Raw genomic sequence first — 17,011 nt, 5'->3', positions numbered from 1 at the left:
TTTCTTTCCGTCGGTCTGACCGGTATATCCGTCGCTTTACCTTTTCTATCCGTCGGTCCAGGCGTCCTTTCCGTCGCTTCGCCTTTTTTATCCGTCGGACTGACCGATCTATCCGTCGCCTGCATTTCTTTCCGTCGTTCTGCTCGGTCTTTCCGTTGCTCTACCTATCTGATTTAATCAAATCAAAAAAGGAATGCACGCAAATTGTGCATTCCCTCATTATGTTAGAAAAATAAACTTAATAAAAAATAAATAGCTCCTGCCATGACTGCAGAGATTGGCATTGTGATCACCCATGTCGTCACAATTTTTCGTGCCATACCCCATTTAACACCTTTTACACGATGTGCTGTTCCTACTCCCATGATGGATGAAGAAATAACATGTGTTGTAGATACTGGCAAGTGAATTAATGTCGCTCCAAAAATGATAGATGCAGAAGCAAGGTCAGCTGCAACCCCATTTACTGGACGGATTTTCATAATCTTACCACCAACTGTTTTGATGATTTTATAACCACCTACTGATGTACCAAGACCCATCGCACACGCTGCTGCAAAACGTACCCAGAAAGGAATGTCATCACCTTGATGCAAGCCTCCTGCAATTAATGCAAGTGTAATAATCCCCATCGCTTTTTGCGCATCATTAGTACCGTGAGTAAATGATTGTAAAGCTGCTGTCCCAATTTGCATCGTTCGGAAACCTTTATTCGTTCGATATAAATTCATATCCTTGAATATAACTTTAAATAACGACATCATTAAGAAACCAGCTGCAAACGCAAGTAATGGTGAGAAAATAAGCGCTTGAAGGATTTTTATAAAGCCACTGTAGTTCAAAGCATCAAAGCCGGCCGCTGCAATGGCAGCCCCTGCCACAGAACCAATTAATGTATGTGATGAACTAGACGGAATTCCAAAGTACCAAGTTACTAAATTCCATGTTATCGCTGAAAATAATGCCGCTAAAATAACGACTGAACCCGTAGTATCTCCATCAAAAGCATTCAAACTGTATGGGTCAACAATATCCTTTGTCAATGCTTTCGCTACCCCAACAAATGTAATAGCTCCTATGAAGTTCATACCCGCAGCCAAATATACTGCTGTTCTCGGCTTCAAAGCTCTTGTTGATACAGAAGTTGCGATCGCGTTGGCTGTATCATGGAAACCGTTAATAAAGTCGAACACAAGTGCGAATATAACGATTAATATTGTTATTAGTAATATCGTATCCATTTCGTACACTCCATCTTACGCGTTACGCATAATTATTGTTTCAATTGTATTTGCTACTGTTTGACAGCAGTCTGCAATATCTTCAAATTGTTCGTAAATATCTTTGAACACGATGATACGCATTGGATCTTTTTCTTGGATAAATAATTGCTTCATCGAAGAACGGAAAATTTCATCACATTCACGCTCATAGTCCTTAATTTGAATCGCATGTTTACGCATTTCTACAAGCTTTTTACTATTTAATAGCTCCATTGCTTGTACCATTTCATCTGTACTTTTCGCAATATATGTTAGGAATTGACGCATTGGATCTGTAACTTCAGTTAAATTATACATATCAAAATGAGCAATACAGCCTTCCATGCCATCAATTACGTCATCTAATTTATTTGCAAGAGCTAAAATATCTTCACGTTCGATAGGCGTCATAAACGATTTATTCAGCATAACGATAAGCTCATGAATCAATTTATCTCCACTTTTTTCATATTGTTTCATCGTGTCTGCGATCTCTTTTAAGGCATCAATATCTTGAATACGTGCATTATGTGCATAGTAAATACCTTCATTAACATTTTTAGAAATGTTTAATAACGCCTTAAAAAATGGATCTTGCTTGTTTGAGTTGAACATAATGTTCCTCCTGTTGAATGAATATTATCAATTTCTGCAATCATCATAACAAAACCTTTACACATTTCTACAGATTTTTAAACAAAAACGAGTTGAATTTACATAAATGTAATATAAAATTCGCCACATTTATTTTTAAGTACTTTTCCAAGTTGAAAACGTTGGAAACTCAACGATAAAAATTACCGTTTTTTCTTTATATATTACCGTTTTTTCTTTTATTTTAACAAAAATACTTGTAAAAACTTTTTTCTCTTCAATTTTTTTATCTTTATTAATGTTAAGGAATTGTAAACGTTCTTTACATAAATATGTCGAATCTTCATTGTTACTTATTACCAATTAGTAGTAATATAAAGCGTTGATTTTCGCTCCGACTGGGCGACTTTCCTAGGAGCGTCCGATGAGCCGGTTAAAAGAAGGTTGTGAGTCATTATATAAATGGACATCGATTTACTATCACACGCAATACTTTTAGTGCTCGGTTTTATCGCACCCTTCTTGAATGTGATTGTTGGTGGCAGAGGACTCTCATGGATGTTGGTATGTCGCCAAGTACAGCTATCACCACAAACAAACTGGCCAATATAATGAAACAAGCATGCTAACAATTGTTGATGTTAAAATTTACATACATAATACATTTCATTAATTGGTGCATACGCCTACATCTTATTTCACCAGCAATAACAAAGCCTCTAATGCTTGTTATGCTCTTCCTAGTTGCTACTTATACGGTTTTCAAGAAAGTTTGGGACCGTACCGATTACCATGACAGAATTTTCAATCAATTGACAAAATTTATTAGCGTGCTATAATACTTTTGGGCTTCACCGCATTGAAGCGTAGAAGTAACTGTTAGGAGGTTTAGCATGTTTCGAATTGAAGCAAAAAGTAACCCTCGATTTATCGAGGCAAGCTTCATCATACTATTAATTATTGCCACGATGGCGTTCAGTATTGGGTATTTACAAGCGACACCCCACATACCTATTTTACTTGTCATTTCACTTTTAATTGCCTATGGATTACTAAAAAAAGTTCCTTTTCGTGAGCTTGAAGCTGGTATGGTTGCAGGTGCAAGTGCTGGTCTTGGAGCCGTTTTTATTTTCTTCTTTATTGGTATTTTAATTTCGAGCTGGATTATGGGTGGTACAATTCCAACGCTCATCTACTACGGTTTTTTAACGGTTTCACCAAGCTTTTTCTTTGCAATTGTATTTCTTATTTGTAGTATCGTCGGCATTTCTGTTGGTAGTTCATTAACAACAGTTGCGACCGTTGGCGTAGCTTTTATGGGCATTGCAGGTGCAATGGACATCTCTTTATCCATTACAGCTGGGGCAATTGTTTCTGGCGCCTTCTTTGGAGATAAAATGTCTCCCTTATCGGATACAACAAATCTTGCATCTGGTACGGTTGGCGTAGATCTTTTCGAACATATTAAAAATATGGGTTGGACAACGTTTCCAGCTTTCTTAATATCATTTGTTCTTTATGCAATATTATCGCCAACAGGAGCAGATACTTCATTTGAAACAGTTGAGCAATTTAAAGAGGGCTTACTGTCAACTGGACTTGTTCATTGGTATACATTATTACCAATTGTAGTTCTTGTTATTATGACATTTTATAAAGCACCCGCACTGATTACACTTGCAGTCGTCTCAATTATTGGTGTTGGACTTGCCTACATACAAGAACCGATTGCACTGTCAAATGTATTCAAAATGCTTTTTGATGGCTATGTCTCTAATACTGGTAATAAGGACGTAGATGCATTACTGACACGTGGTGGTATGAACAGTATGCTATTTACAATTGCATTAGTTTTATTAGCATTAACAATGGGTGGTCTATTATTTACGCTCGGCATTATTCAAAGTATTTTATCGAAGGTGGAAGGTTTCTTTAAAAGTGCTGGCTCTGTTATTACAGGCGCTGCCATTACAGGGATTGGCGTCAACACATTAATTGGTGAGCAATATCTATCCATTCTTCTTACTGGGGAAGCATTTAAAGCACAATTTGAGAAGGTTGGACTTGCCCCTAAAAATCTATCCCGTGTCATGGAGGACGCAGGTACTGTAGTGAACCCTCTTGTTCCGTGGAGTGTTTGTGGTATTTTTATTGCTAGTGTACTAGATATACCAACAACATCTTACCTGCCATATACCTTCTTCTGTCTACTCGGACCAATTTTAACAATCATCTTTGGTTGGAGTGGCAAAACATTAACGAAGCTTGAAAAATAAGATTGGTAGCTGATATTAAAGAAAAAAGAGAAATCGATGCCATTCGATTTCTCTTTTTTCTTGTTTGACTAAATCATTCTATTTTCTTTACCCTATTTCTCTGTTAATAGCAGTATATTTCCGGAGATTTACTACCTTGAGAACTTTTATAGACTAACTTTTTCGATTTATCGACCAACTTTCGATTAATATCGACATCTACCTCCATGAAACACTAAATTTTTCATTAAAAAAGCGCGAGAAATCAACGTTTCTAAATTAATTTCTCGCGTTTTTAGGTTTTGAACGAGTTTTGTCCCAGCTACCTTTTTTGTTGAGTATCTTTCATGTTAAACTGTAAATTAATAGTAGTCGTGTTTGAATTGAGGGGTTAAATCGAAATGAGAAAATGTTGTTTTAAATTGAATTTACCATTAGAAGGTGCCAAAAAAAGATATTGCGATTGGATAGATGAGGAAATTGATAAATCAATCCATATTTCACAACATGAAAATGGATGGACATATTTTGTAGACTTAGAAGGAGAAGCGTTCTTTGGTTTAACAAATGAATCTTGGATGGAACTTGCAATGGATAATTCCGTTACTTATGGATACTACGACGAGGATTTTAACGCAGAGCTACTAGTAATAGAAAATGGCAAGTTAATACGAGAATTTTCACTTTATGAAGATGAACCAGATGCTAATGAGAATTTTGGATCTATTGAATATGAAAAAAGTTCTCCAATAGAGGATTGGAATGATGTAGCAACTTTTCTTGAAACGGAATTAAATATTTAATTAAAATAACAAGAGTATGTTTTGAAAAACTATTCAATACATACTCTAATTTTAATATATTTCTAACTTGATACATTTGTCTCCTAAGATGAAACGTCGTCTGTCTTAATCATTTTTTCATTGTCCTTTGATGATAATAACTCATCTAATACCTGTTTCTTCTTATCTTAATCAATATCCAAGACGTCACCTACATTTACACATTTGTCTTCATAAGAACTTGCAATTGGATTTTCCATTTATTATCCCTTTTCCAATTGTAAGGATTGTTTTATTATCAATATTAGAATCTGCAACGCCAAGTATTTTTGGCAAATTCGTTCCTTGAAAGACTGATTAATTCTTTATCTATACATATTCAAATGACTTTATTTCAACAAATCCATTTTTCTTTAAAATCTTAACAGTTGATAGTTCTTTATCTGACAAAACCTCTAAAACTTGATATTATGACCTTTTATACAATACCCATTTCTTTCCCTATTTTCTTCATTTTATTTATGACTGTATTGAGCTGCTCCATTGTATGGGTAGCCATTACTGTAATCCGCAACCTGCTTGACCCTTTTGGCACAGTTGGTGGTCGAATCGCTGGAATAAAGACACCTTCATCCATAAGTTTTTCAGAAAATTGCACAGCTTCACGGGAATCTCCAATAAGAAGCGTTATAATTGGTGTTTCCCCCTCATTAACTACAAAACCGGATTCCCCCAATTTTAAACGTAAATACTTAGCATTATTCAGCAATTGTTCCCTTCGTTCGGGCTCATTTTGAATAATGGATATTCCTTCTCGTGCAGCCTCAATCGCACTTGGAGATAAACCTGTTTGGAAAATAAATGATCTAGCGTTATTTAGTAAATAGTTTTTTGCAATGGACGACGTCGCCACAAAACCACCCTCTGCACCAATCGCTTTACTCAGCGTACCCACTGTAAAATCAATCTCATCTTTCAATCCAAAATAATCAGCGGTACCTCGACCTTCACTTCCTAAGACACCTGTCACATGCGCATCATCAATCATTATGTAAGCATTGTATTTCTTTGCTAGCGCAACTATTTCGGGAAGTGGAGCAATATCACCATCCATACTAAAGACGCCATCCGTCACAATTAACTTCTTTCCATCTCCATGTGATTCTCTCAATTTATGCTCTAAATCCACCATATCCGCATGTTCATAAACAATTGTTTTTGCTTGACTAAGGCGACAACCATCTATAATACTCGCATGATTCCAAGCATCAGAAAATATAATGTCCCCTGCCTTCATCACACTCGAAATTACGCCAATGTTCGCTAAGTAACCACTGCTGAAAACAATGGCAGATTCAGTTTTTTTCAAATCCGCAATTTCAGATTCAAGCTGTTCATGAATATCGAAATTGCCAGTTGTTAATCTCGAACCACCAGCTCCTGTACCGTATTTACTAATACCTTCAGATGCTTTCTTTTTCAACCGAAAATCTGTTGCAAGACCTAAATAGTTATTAGATGAAAAAAGCAAGAATTTCTTACCATTCATGATTACCTCGCTCTCATTGCCATTTGAAAACGAACGTAACTTCCTTGTCAATCCTTTCTCTTCTATTAATTGTAGTTCCCGTTGAAACCAATGATCCATTTGTTAATCCCTCCTAATGAGAACAGGTACGCTTTCTAAATAATCTATATAAGAGTCTAGTTCAACTTCATCTGACACAAAAAAAGCACGCCCTCCGCTCTCACAGCCTTCCCTTTTTAACGGTGTAATTCTAACATAACCAATGTCACGATTACTTACATAGCCAGTCACGTAATCTGGATCATCAGACCAACATAATTCTGCAATTGTAAACGGAGAATTTGCCACTTTCGACGCCAGAGCCAACGCTTCACGTACACGCTCATTAAAGTCCCCATCAGCATCTTGCCAATCGATTCGTGATACACGAACACCCTTTTGCCCCCGATCGTCAAGCCGTATGCCGGTTTTACTATTTAGGATGATTGCCCCACGGAGATTTTGATTACTACTAAGTTGATGAAAAGCAACATTCAGTGCATGTTCCGAAACACCTAATGAGGTTAGTATCTTTCTTGCTTCACTATGGGCCTTTTCGATTGAAGTCGCCTCAACTGTCGTAATTTCTAAGGGTGGCATATACTGAATCTGATCAGGCGCAATTTTTTCAACGGTAATTTGAATAAAATCAGCATCGCCACGTGAATGATTACTTGCTTTGTTCAATAACTGTTTTACAATTGGCTCTATCTGAGATTTACTACCTATCCGTTCACCACCAGATATATGCTTTTCCCCAAGTTCAGGATTTCTTTCAGCCGCACGCATTCGAATACTATAACACGCTTTTAACATGATTTTTACCAGCTACTTTCCTATTAATTGTATATAACATTTTCGTTAGAGGATAAACACTAATAGCTGTGATTACCATGCCTGGAATAGCCAAAACTAATAACGGTAAAAATGGAGTCCCTAACGTAAAAGCCAAACCAAATCTAGCAATCGTTGTTCCAATTGGACCTGCCAAAACAAGTACCGGAATTGAAGTCCCAAATAAAACTATGAGCAGTCCTACAGTCAATCGAAAAATTAAGGCGATCTCTACATTTAAGATCGAATGTATACCTAATAAAAATAAGATTAAACTTGCAATGATCCCCGCTAGAAAATATCGCTTAAATCCAAACACTGCTGCAATCGCAACTGCAATGGGTGCTGATAATTGAAATTCAGACCCAGGAATACCTGTTGGAATTTTAAACATGCCTGTAACGATAATAAGACAAGCTAACAATGAAATCTGAGCAAGATCATATGTAGAAAACTTTCTGATCATTTTATTCCTCCTATTCTCCCTAATTTGTGTTAACCATATTAAATAATAAGTTAACACAAATACGGATTGGAAAGTAGATAAAATGGTAGGATTTTTTATTATTTGTGAAAATGGGGTTTTGTTACTTATCGAAGGTTTAAATTAAAACCCCTGATTTTTCTACGCTAAGCAGAAGAATCAGGGGTTTTATTAAGATTTATTGCTTATTAATCTTCTTTAGAGAATGTGTATCAGAAACAACATCGTTCTTGTCTACTATTAAACTTACTTTGCGTTTATAAAGTAAACTAGATGATCAGTCCATTTGTCGTCCTCGAATATGAATCCTTTCCTCGTGCATTCATACACCATTCCAACACTTTCTGCTAACTTTATAGATGCCATATTATCAAGGTTTATGTGAGCTTCTATACGATGATAATTTAATTTTTTAAACGCTAGATCTAAGGAAGCTTTTACAGCCTCATTCCCATAACCTTTTCTCCAAAACTGGTTATGAATTGTATATCCGAACCTGGCCCATTGAAATTCTTCCCTCATAATTGTCGAAAAGTCTATAAAACCAATATGAGTATTATCTTCTTTTCTAAACACTCCAAATACATAGACCTTGTCATCTTCAGCCATTTGATAATGTTTAGTAACTAAATCACGAAACCATTCTTTCGTACAGATGCTCATATCTAATTTACCTTGATCGTATTTATGTTGAGAAGGTAAACGATTTTCATATTGGGTTAGCCAAGAAGAATAATCACCTTCTTCAAGAAATCGAATAACTAATCTATCTGTTTCAGTTCTTATTTTATTCAATCGAACACCTCATCTAGAATACTTTCTATTCTTATATAGATTATTCGACATAAGGGATTTTTTTCCTTCCTATCCTGTACTTTCACATCGTCCCAAGTTAATCATAATCCTCTTCTAGAGATTTTTCCTAAAGACATTTTTGTAATGGCACTATACCCCTCTTTTATTCCCCCATACAAGGGCATGCAACTGTGGCAGTACTTTGACATCTGTTAATTCCTCATCCTTCATCACTTTATCAATCAGCGCATGATATTTATCTAATAAATGTGTAATTAATCGTGAATTGTCCGTCGTCGTGAGATCATCGTTACCGACTTGGAGATAAAAAGGAATCATTGGATACCTATGGTGAATTTGTTTAGCATACTCGTAATCCTCTTGATTGAAAACGACTACTTTGAGGGATACATGGTGATTACTGTTTCGATTTTTTAGTTTTTCGAAGATATCAGAGAGCACCGAATAGTTTGTGGTCATTCCAGAACTAGGTGGCTTTGGGGAAATTGTCAGTTCATCAATCTCATACATCCATTTTTGCCACCTACTTCCCTGAGTTTCCACCCCGACCTTTATGTCATTTTCCTTTAAAATGGCAATGAGCCCCTCCAAATTTCGGATGAGTGCAGGGTTGCCGCCTGAAATCGTGACAAATGAAAAGCCACTGCCTCCGAGACGTTTCAACTCAGACCAAATCTCTTCAGCTGTCATTTGGACAATAAGATGCTTTCCGCTGCCATCCCACGTAAATGATGAATCACACCAAGAACAGGAATAATCACAGCCGGCAGTTCTCACAAACATTGTCTTTTGGCCAACTACCATTCCCTCACCTTGAATCGTCGGTCCAAAAATCTCGATAACAGGTATTTTACTCAACTTCCATCCACTCCCGTCTCGCTTCTGCATAGCTTGTCGGAGTTTCATATAGCCGGATAAACTCAACACGCGCACCGTTATATGTTTGTTCATCAAGTAAGGCCTCAGCCAACTTTTCGTAAATCCAAACAACAATGTTCTCTGCCGTCGTATTCATTGGTGGAAGCGTTTCATTTAAATAACGATGATCCAAATGAATCTCTATTTTTTCTTTCCATATTCCTTTTATGTCGCCAAAATCAATCATCAAACCGCGTTCATCTGTGTATCCACTTAGTCCTAATATTACGCGATACGTATGACCGTGCAGGTTTTTACATTTCCCCTCATAATCATGTAAATGATGGGCAGCATCGAAGGTAAATTCTTTGCTTACAAGAACGCGCTTGGCATGATAGTTCAATTGATTTCTTTGAATATCTACATCTAGTTTTTGGAGCTTATCGACGATTCTAAAATCTGACATGCGTTAAGACTCCTTCCTGTTACTCAAATACTCATCAAGCCCTTTTTTTCGCAGTTTACATGCTGGGCATTCACCACAGCCATCTGCTACTACACCGTTATAGCAAGTTAACGTTCTTTCTCGAACAAATTCAAGTGCTCCAAACTGATCAGCAAGCTCCCAAGTCTGTGCCTTATTCAGCCACATCAACGGTGTATCGATCACAAAGGAATCATCCATCGATAAATTTAACGTTACATTCAAGGATTTAATAAACACATCTCGGCAATCCGGATATCCGCTAAAATCTGTTTCGCAAACGCCAGTTACAATATGCTTAGCTCCTACTTGGCTCGCTAAAACGCCCGCAAATGAAAGAAAGAGAAGATTTCGACCTGGTACAAAAGTCGATGGAAGCTCACCATTTTCACCGTCTTCTACCTTTATGTCTTGTCGTGTCAATGCATTCGGAGCAAGCTGGTTCAGGAGTGACATATCAAGAATGTGATGCTTGACACCGAGCTCCCCTGCTATCATCTTCGCACATTCAATTTCAAGACGATGCCTTTGACCATAATCAAAAGTTACTGCCTCAACCTCTTGAAAACGTTCCTTTGCCCAGAACAAACAAGTTGTACTGTCCTGGCCTCCACTAAATACAACAATTGCTTTTTCCTGCTTCATGTGTAAAATCTCCCTTGTATCAAAAAAACAGCACTATAAGAAAAAGTACTGCTTCTTCTTAGTTTTTTTAGAGGGTAGCTAAATACCTCTTTCTTGATTGAACTATTCAATTCCGCATTTATCGATAATCAATTTTTTCTGGATTAATATCGTGATTCATTAAACGACATATGAATATTTTGTACTTTGGTTCCCCAATAATGTTAAATCCGTCAGTCCTTCTTCTAGGCTTTGGCCAGACATAAAAAAACCTCCTTGTAAAATGTTTCCCAACACTTTTCAAGAGAGGCATCACCAATCAATCTATTAAAACATAAGTAAAAACATAAAAAAAAGCCACGTCCGATATGGACATGGCATAATTATCATGTTTCCATAGTTTTTTATAGAGGGTATCAGCTATGAACCTCTCCCGTTCTAGTCCGGGCATTCTTTTGTTCAATATAATACAAAAAAACAGTACAAAATGTCAAATTGTTTTTTTATAAAATCTGCTTCTCTGAAAAAACCACTGTTATCCTGCCCTATATTTTGCAGTACACTATACACTTTACTGAGCTTAGATTCATTTATATTTTTCGAACAGCTCTCCTTAAGGGAGCTAAGAGCGGTTTACCCAAAATTTATTATTTTGGACATTTAAATGCTATTTATATTTACAAGGAGCAATTATTGAATGTTAAAAATCGAATGAATAGTATATTAACATCAATTGTCTATAATTGTGATTTTAGTAAAAAATGACTCTACGGATCAAAGTAATGAAAGGTTCAAATGGAGCTATACAGATTCACTAATAAGCTGAATCAAACCAGCTTTTTATATTTTCATTAAAACCGCACTACTTATGATACGGTTCTTCGTAACATGTGTAAGTGCGGTTTTAAATCTCTAATTCTATGCTAATTTAAAATTATACCTTTTCGCTCTTATAATTAAAAATGAAGGTCGACGAAATTCTCTATTAAGACTTGGTAAATTACACACTGCTTCTTTAGTTGGTATTGGCTCAATAATTTTTTCGATTTGTAAACTACTTTCAATAAGCGTATTTAGGATAGTAGACATTGTACGGTGATATGTCACAACATTATCAACTAACCAATTTTGAGAACGTAAGCCTTCATCCTGATAATTGTCTACTGCAAAATGAAGTAGGTTACCCTCATGATTTGTGATCCAATTTTCTTTTCCCTTATTTGCTGTTACAATTGGGTGCTCTAGAGAAAATAGTAAAATCCCTCCTTCGCATAATGCCTTACTTATCTTCTTTATGAGTAACTGAAAATCTGCAATATAGTGAAAAGCTAATGAACTACTAACAAAATCAATTGTTCCATTCTGTACTGTCATATCTTCAAATGCAGCCTGTTCAAAGGTTAGACACTCATGAATATGACGCTTTTTTGCATTAGCAATCATATTTGAAGAAATATCAATTCCAGTAACATGTTTTGCACCTTGGCTAATACAATATGCTACAAAATCTCCCATTCCACAGCCAATATCTAATACTACTTTATTTTTAAGGGGAGGAATTAATGTGAAAAAGTTTGGCTGTTCAAGTAAATTGTTATAATTATATTCTCGTGCTCGTATTTCTTGGTATTTCTCAAAAAACGTATTGTTATCATATATATTCTGTTTCATATTACCCTTCATTTCACCATAACGTTATGAAGTATTTGCGCAAATTAATTATCACATGTATACAAAAGTAAAAATAGACTTATAATTCAGTTTTTGTTACGATGTAGATAGAGGCATGTCTTCTTTATTAAATTCCATGAAAACAATATATTAAAAGGCAGAAATCCCACTCGATTTCTGCCTTTATTTTTATGGTATTACTTTATAGGAACTATGATGGGTTCAATTGCATAGGGTTCTTTAATGAGTTCTAGTGCACCCTCACTGTCCTTCTTTTTGTAAATACCTACCACAGGAGTAATCATTATCGATGTTGCTTTTTCATCAAAACGGTTTGTAGTAATACGTGCTTGATTCCCGCTTAGGTCATTGAAATCTGTACTATGTCCTGTACCTCTGTGATGAACAATATTATACACATTTCCTAAATCATCGGACACCTTGTACTCAATTAATACGCCACGCCACTCTTCTTCCTCTTTAGCTATTGACGCCATATCTACTAATTCTGAAATTTTCAGTGTTGTAGAGACAGGTGTTTCTGTTATTTCTCTAACGATTACTTCTGTACCTTCAGCTTCCGTTATTATACTACCTTTTTCAAATACTTTAGTTTCACTTGCGAGCTTTGCTAAAGTGAATTCAAATGACCAGTCTCCTGCTATTGCATTATTTATATTATTTAAATCAACAATTTCATTTCCTTGGAAAGTAATTTGTACTTTCTCTGGCTTTGGTCCTTTAATGAGTTCGTAAATATATAATACAGCATACTCTTTGTCATTTATTTTTTTGACAATATAATGATTATCGAATCCACTATGTTCATATCTATTTTCAAATTCATCAGCAGTTATTTCACCCTCTAAGATCGGCCTTTCCCCTAAGGTTTTTTCACTCTTTATTGTGTAAGCTATCGTAATATTTTCTCCATCGTAAACAGCATCTGTTACAGTTACTTCAACATTATTACTTTCTTGAGTCGTTCCAATACTTGTAGAATATTCATCATGCTTTTCGAATACATACTTCTCGTCATCAACGAATAACCCGAATATATTCCCGACAACCGGTATGTTTGCCGCAAAAGTAGGGAATGCGTAGCCAATTGAAATACTTGAAGCAACTAAAAATACAGCTGCAGCCACAAAACTTCTTGTTAAATGCTTTTTCTTATTTACTTTCATTACATTTCTTTTAATTCTCTCTTTTTCAAGAGTACTCACTTCCATCGGGTCCATATTCATGTCGATTTTTAAGTGATTAAATTGTTTATATAACTTTTTCATGTCACACTTCCCCCTAATCGAATCTGTTGTAACCGTTTTTTCCCACGATACAATCTGTTATCAATCGCAGCCTTTGTCAAACCATGATGCTCAGCAATTTCTTCATTTCTCATATTTAAAAAGTATTTCATCGTAAAAATATCACGGTCTAATTGGTCTAATTGGCTCATCATTTTTAATAATTCTTCTGTAGAAGTCTTTATCAAAAATTCTTCTTCAGCTGATTTTACCGCCTCACTTTTTTCATCTATCTCATAAAACAATGGCGATTTAGATAACTTTCTTTGTTTATTGATTGCTTTATATTTTGCTATTGTGCAAATCCATTTTCTAAAATCCTCTTTATCTCCTTCAAATTGCTTAGCATTTTCGAAAGCTCCCAAAAATGTATCACTTATACATTCCTCTATCATTTGAGGATCATTGTAAGATTTTAAAGCATTATATATAACTGCTTTTACGATACCGACATACTCGTCGATTACATATTGAAGTGCTTCTTCTCGCTTTTTCTTAAGATACTTTATAAAGTTTTCATTAGTTATCCTCATCCAAACACCCTTTCTTAAAACATAAGAGTCCCTACACTTAAAACATCGCTCAAAATTAAATTAATTCTCATAATCATTAGAAAAATTGTGAAATATTTTCAAAAAAATAAATAGTACGCCATATCAAACATACTACATTCTATTTATAAGTTTCTTTTCGCAAATTCAATAATATTACAAAAGCAGTAAGTATAAACAAAAACAGACCAAATCTTAATCGATTTAGCCTGTTATAGTTTATCTTTTTATACTTTAAGGTCTTCACATAAAAATTCCATAATAAAAAGCAGGGAATTCTTTCGAGATTTCCCCACTTTTTTAATATTATTCCAAAATTTGAATTTCTAAAGAAAACCACTAAGCATTTTATATAGTACGTCCCTACGTTAAGTCGCCGCTGCTGAGGAAGCAGCAGCTTGGTCAGCCTTTACACAATCAATTGCGACAACGAGTGCAATAATGATAGTTTCCATCTCTTCATTAAATATTTGTACCTTGTAGCTATCGCCCCAAGTGAACCACTCCTTGTTCACTTTACCGACGACTTCACCTTGCTGTAAGATTTGAAAATCCATATCCCACCAGTTACCTTCTACCTCAATGCCTGCCGCATCAATTGTATAGCGTGCTTTAAAGAAAGAAAACTCCTTCTTAATCGTTAACACCTCTTGACCGTTTACTTCAACAAAAAACTTCGGTAAAAAGCTGAACACCTTTTTCGTAATAAGCGCGACCTCATCTCTTGCTGCATTCATAATGGAGAACGTTTTTGGAATTTGCATAAAACTGCCCTCCACGTAATAAACATCCTTCTCCTGCTGATCCTTTACGGTAAATTTTCCACTTAAACTGAATACCTTCTGCTTTATATAAAGTTGCTTCATACTACGCCTCCTTTTTAATAGCATATTACTTAGTTTTTATCATAGATAATAATTACAGAAGTGGTTTTTATATGGTTCATCACCAAAACGTGTGGTTGATTTCCGTTCCGGCTGGGCGCTTTGTAGCTGACGCTTCGCTTTCGCACAGAGCAAAGCTTCCTAGGGGCGTCCGATGAGCCGCTTCACTCGCGTTGCTCGCTCCAGGGTCTCATCTGTGACGCTGATCCCAAAGGAGTCGCCCAGCCTCCACTTCAATCAACTTATATACATAGCATACGTTTTAACTAATTTCATCCACAACTTTTGGTGATGAGCCTTTTATATGTATAATATTTAATGAAATTTGAATACATTGCTAGTCTATTCACCATATAAATAACTCTCTTACTTGTAACATGGAAATAAAGCCTATTCAAGATTGCTATATCTTAAATAGGCTTATTGTTTTTTTACAGAGAAAACGCCCTTACTTATGGTACGGTTCTCCGTAACGCGGCCAAGTGCGGTTTTTATTTTATGAACATTTATTCAATAATCCCTAATAACATCGCTGGTGCTAAAATTCACATTAATGGCACGGCACATATATGGGAATTTTTACAATTTTTATTAAGCTTCTAATGTTTTATAAATATTTTTGACTCTTTTTAATTGTGGTGCAGTTAGGTATTTTTCTCTTTTTCGTAACACTTTCAATAATTCCTCTTTATTTTCATCTGTTACGGCTAATAGCGTACTTTCCGAGTGCTGAGGAATTTCCTTTGTTCTGCAATTCTCAAGGTGATGAAGTAATATTGGAAAAATCACATCATTGTTTTCCTTACTGACAGCTGCTAGCTTCGCAAGAGTTAGGACACCTTTATCAATTGTAATAACTGAACCAACTTTTATAGCACTTTTTAATATTTTAAGATGAGCCATAATGGTTTCTGATGCTCCCTCCGCAATCGTTGCTAATGCCGTCATTCCACCCCAGACTAAACGATTATTAGGGCTTTTTAGCAACTCTATAAAAGTCAGGACATACTTACTGATGAGTTCTGGTTTAACTTGCCCAATTTCGTACGCTACTTTAATACAATCGTATTGAATCTTTTTATCTTTGCAAGTTAGGTTTTCAATTATTTCTTCTATGCCCGTATAATTTTCTTCATTAACTAATTTATGTGCCAGCTCAATATTTGGCTCTTCATCGTTTCGATTTAATTGAGAAGCTAACAGGTTCACAACTGACATGATTATCCCTCATTTATTAAATTTATTTAATGTATAAACATTATCACATTTAACCCTTAATGAATCAGGTATCTTCGTCATGGAAATAGTATCCTTTACTATTAGTAATATTATTGCAATATAAATGCCATAGACGAAATCAAATTAACACCTCCTTGTTCTTTTTCTCAGAAAAATCTATGTTACGATGATTTTACATTAACAACTAAGAACGCACATGGAGGATTAATAAATGCTAAAAAAAATAATTTCAATTGTACCCGTTGCAATGCTTTCGGCAACTTTAGGTGCTAATGCTCAAGCTGCAACAATTACCGTACAAAAAGGAGATACTCTTTGGGATTTATCTCGTGCACATAATACTTCTGTAGAAAATATCAAAACATTGAATCATATTACTACTAACCTTATTCACCCTGGCGATGTCCTTACCATTGCACAACAATATACCGTTAAGCAAGGTGATACACTATGGGACATAGCCCTAGATCATCAAGTCACTGTTTCGCAAATTAAAGAATGGAACCAATTACATACGGACCTTATTCATCCAGGTTTAAATCTATCCATTATTAATGGTACGAAAACGAGTACGGCTGTAACTGACAAACCAATAAAGCCTGCAGCTCATGCAGCAAAGGAAACTACAACTTTAGTAACAAATAATACAACTGCAATGGAGGGTAAACCTGAAGAAACTGTTTCATCAACAAGTAAAACAGCTTCAAAGGATAGTGCACCTGAAGCGACCGCTCCATCAACAAGTAATACTGCTTCAAAGGAGAATACACCTAAAGCAACTGCTCCATCAACAAATAAT

The 17,011-nt window shown here is 35.6% G+C and carries 17 protein-coding genes and 1 riboswitch; of the genes, 3 read left to right on the top strand and 14 right to left on the bottom strand.

Annotation, left to right across the window (positions count from 1 at the left end; all coding sequences use genetic code 11):
* Positions 1-224 precede the first annotated feature (224 nt).
* Both QRN68_RS26080 and QRN68_RS26075 read right to left on the bottom strand, forming a co-directional pair.
* Positions 225-1,241, bottom strand: coding sequence for an inorganic phosphate transporter (locus QRN68_RS26080; protein ID WP_285400314.1), 1,017 nt, complete (start codon positions 1,239-1,241; stop codon positions 225-227).
* Positions 1,242-1,256: 15 nt separating this feature from the next.
* Positions 1,257-1,877, bottom strand: coding sequence for a DUF47 domain-containing protein (locus QRN68_RS26075; RefSeq protein WP_285400313.1), 621 nt, complete (start codon positions 1,875-1,877; stop codon positions 1,257-1,259).
* An 872-nt stretch (positions 1,878-2,749) separates the two neighbouring features.
* Here QRN68_RS26075 and nhaC point away from each other — a divergent pair.
* Positions 2,750-4,132 (top strand): Na+/H+ antiporter NhaC, encoded by a 1,383-nt coding sequence (gene nhaC, locus QRN68_RS26070; RefSeq protein WP_285400312.1) that lies wholly within the window; start codon positions 2,750-2,752, stop codon positions 4,130-4,132.
* A gap of 380 nt (positions 4,133-4,512) precedes the next feature.
* Positions 4,513-4,914, top strand: a complete 402-nt coding sequence (locus tag QRN68_RS26065) for a hypothetical protein (protein ID WP_285400310.1) — start codon at positions 4,513-4,515, stop codon at positions 4,912-4,914.
* 457 nt (positions 4,915-5,371) lie between these two features.
* Here QRN68_RS26065 and bioF read toward each other — a convergent pair whose 3' ends face one another.
* The 12 genes from bioF to QRN68_RS26005 all read right to left on the bottom strand — a co-directional run bounded on the left by bioF (position 5,372) and on the right by QRN68_RS26005 (position 16,191).
* Positions 5,372-6,541 carry an 8-amino-7-oxononanoate synthase gene (bioF, locus tag QRN68_RS26060; RefSeq protein ID WP_285400309.1) on the bottom strand — a complete coding sequence of 390 codons (1,170 nt, stop codon included), beginning with the start codon at positions 6,539-6,541 and terminating at the stop codon, positions 5,372-5,374.
* Positions 6,542-6,544: 3 nt separating this feature from the next.
* Positions 6,545-7,276, bottom strand: coding sequence for a 6-carboxyhexanoate--CoA ligase (gene bioW / locus QRN68_RS26055; RefSeq protein WP_285400307.1), 732 nt, complete (start codon positions 7,274-7,276; stop codon positions 6,545-6,547).
* Complete coding sequence (locus QRN68_RS26050; protein WP_285400305.1) at positions 7,257-7,760, bottom strand: hypothetical protein; 504 nt, start codon at positions 7,758-7,760, stop codon at positions 7,257-7,259. Before QRN68_RS26050 ends, bioW begins: the two co-directional genes overlap by 20 nt.
* A 264-nt stretch (positions 7,761-8,024) precedes the next feature.
* Positions 8,025-8,573: a GNAT family N-acetyltransferase gene (locus tag QRN68_RS26045; RefSeq protein WP_285400303.1), complete on the bottom strand. Its 549-nt coding sequence runs from the start codon at positions 8,571-8,573 to the stop codon at positions 8,025-8,027.
* Between the two features lie 150 nt (positions 8,574-8,723).
* The gene (queE, locus tag QRN68_RS26040; RefSeq protein WP_285400302.1) at positions 8,724-9,452 is read right to left on the bottom strand and encodes a 7-carboxy-7-deazaguanine synthase QueE; all 729 of its coding nucleotides are present in this window, start codon (positions 9,450-9,452) and stop codon (positions 8,724-8,726) included.
* Positions 9,445-9,918, bottom strand: a complete 474-nt coding sequence (gene queD / locus QRN68_RS26035) for a 6-carboxytetrahydropterin synthase QueD (protein WP_285400301.1) — start codon at positions 9,916-9,918, stop codon at positions 9,445-9,447. Before queD ends, queE begins: the two co-directional genes overlap by 8 nt.
* Before the next feature lie 3 nt (positions 9,919-9,921).
* Positions 9,922-10,581, bottom strand: coding sequence for a 7-cyano-7-deazaguanine synthase QueC (gene queC / locus QRN68_RS26030; protein WP_285400299.1), 660 nt, complete (start codon positions 10,579-10,581; stop codon positions 9,922-9,924).
* A 369-nt stretch (positions 10,582-10,950) separates the two neighbouring features.
* A riboswitch (PreQ1 riboswitch) is annotated at positions 10,951-10,997 on the bottom strand.
* Positions 10,998-11,478: 481 nt separating this feature from the next.
* The gene (locus QRN68_RS26025) at positions 11,479-12,231 is read right to left on the bottom strand and encodes a class I SAM-dependent methyltransferase (protein ID WP_285400297.1); all 753 of its coding nucleotides are present in this window, start codon (positions 12,229-12,231) and stop codon (positions 11,479-11,481) included.
* Between the two features lie 197 nt (positions 12,232-12,428).
* The gene (locus QRN68_RS26020) at positions 12,429-13,520 is read right to left on the bottom strand and encodes a DUF4179 domain-containing protein (RefSeq protein WP_285400295.1); all 1,092 of its coding nucleotides are present in this window, start codon (positions 13,518-13,520) and stop codon (positions 12,429-12,431) included.
* Positions 13,517-14,071 (bottom strand): sigma-70 family RNA polymerase sigma factor, encoded by a 555-nt coding sequence (locus tag QRN68_RS26015; RefSeq protein ID WP_285400293.1) that lies wholly within the window; start codon positions 14,069-14,071, stop codon positions 13,517-13,519. The genes QRN68_RS26020 and QRN68_RS26015 overlap by 4 nt, the downstream gene beginning before the upstream one ends.
* A 386-nt stretch (positions 14,072-14,457) precedes the next feature.
* Complete coding sequence (locus QRN68_RS26010) at positions 14,458-14,955, bottom strand: LURP-one-related/scramblase family protein (protein ID WP_285400291.1); 498 nt, start codon at positions 14,953-14,955, stop codon at positions 14,458-14,460.
* Between the two features lie 609 nt (positions 14,956-15,564).
* Positions 15,565-16,191: a hypothetical protein gene (locus QRN68_RS26005; protein WP_285400289.1), complete on the bottom strand. Its 627-nt coding sequence runs from the start codon at positions 16,189-16,191 to the stop codon at positions 15,565-15,567.
* A 232-nt stretch (positions 16,192-16,423) separates the two neighbouring features.
* Here QRN68_RS26005 and QRN68_RS26000 point away from each other — a divergent pair.
* The coding region (locus QRN68_RS26000; RefSeq protein ID WP_285400287.1) for a LysM peptidoglycan-binding domain-containing protein at positions 16,424-17,011 on the top strand (588 nt) is incomplete at its 3' end.

This window comes from Lysinibacillus sp. fls2-241-R2A-57 (assembly GCF_030209535.1).
GTDB lineage: Bacteria > Bacillota > Bacilli > Bacillales_A > Planococcaceae > Lysinibacillus.
The sequence above is the reverse complement of the archived record's forward strand: the minus strand, read 5'-3'. Positions and strand labels throughout refer to the sequence as shown.

Coding starts and splice junctions, on each gene's coding strand:
- QRN68_RS26080 (WP_285400314.1), bottom strand. CDS start 1,241: ATGGATACGATATTACTAATAACAATATTAATCGTTATATTCGCACTT.
- QRN68_RS26005 (WP_285400289.1), bottom strand. CDS start 16,191: ATGTCAGTTGTGAACCTGTTAGCTTCTCAATTAAATCGAAACGATGAA.
- QRN68_RS26050 (WP_285400305.1), bottom strand. CDS start 7,760: ATGATCAGAAAGTTTTCTACATATGATCTTGCTCAGATTTCATTGTTA.
- bioW (WP_285400307.1), bottom strand. CDS start 7,276: ATGTTAAAAGCGTGTTATAGTATTCGAATGCGTGCGGCTGAAAGAAAT.
- QRN68_RS26015 (WP_285400293.1), bottom strand. CDS start 14,071: ATGAGGATAACTAATGAAAACTTTATAAAGTATCTTAAGAAAAAGCGA.
- QRN68_RS26010 (WP_285400291.1), bottom strand. CDS start 14,955: ATGAAGCAACTTTATATAAAGCAGAAGGTATTCAGTTTAAGTGGAAAA.
- nhaC (WP_285400312.1), top strand. CDS start 2,750: ATGTTTCGAATTGAAGCAAAAAGTAACCCTCGATTTATCGAGGCAAGC.
- bioF (WP_285400309.1), bottom strand. CDS start 6,541: ATGGATCATTGGTTTCAACGGGAACTACAATTAATAGAAGAGAAAGGA.
- queD (WP_285400301.1), bottom strand. CDS start 9,918: ATGTCAGATTTTAGAATCGTCGATAAGCTCCAAAAACTAGATGTAGAT.
- QRN68_RS26025 (WP_285400297.1), bottom strand. CDS start 12,231: ATGAAACAGAATATATATGATAACAATACGTTTTTTGAGAAATACCAA.
- QRN68_RS26065 (WP_285400310.1), top strand. CDS start 4,513: ATGAGAAAATGTTGTTTTAAATTGAATTTACCATTAGAAGGTGCCAAA.
- queC (WP_285400299.1), bottom strand. CDS start 10,581: ATGAAGCAGGAAAAAGCAATTGTTGTATTTAGTGGAGGCCAGGACAGT.
- QRN68_RS26075 (WP_285400313.1), bottom strand. CDS start 1,877: ATGTTCAACTCAAACAAGCAAGATCCATTTTTTAAGGCGTTATTAAAC.
- QRN68_RS26020 (WP_285400295.1), bottom strand. CDS start 13,520: ATGAAAAAGTTATATAAACAATTTAATCACTTAAAAATCGACATGAAT.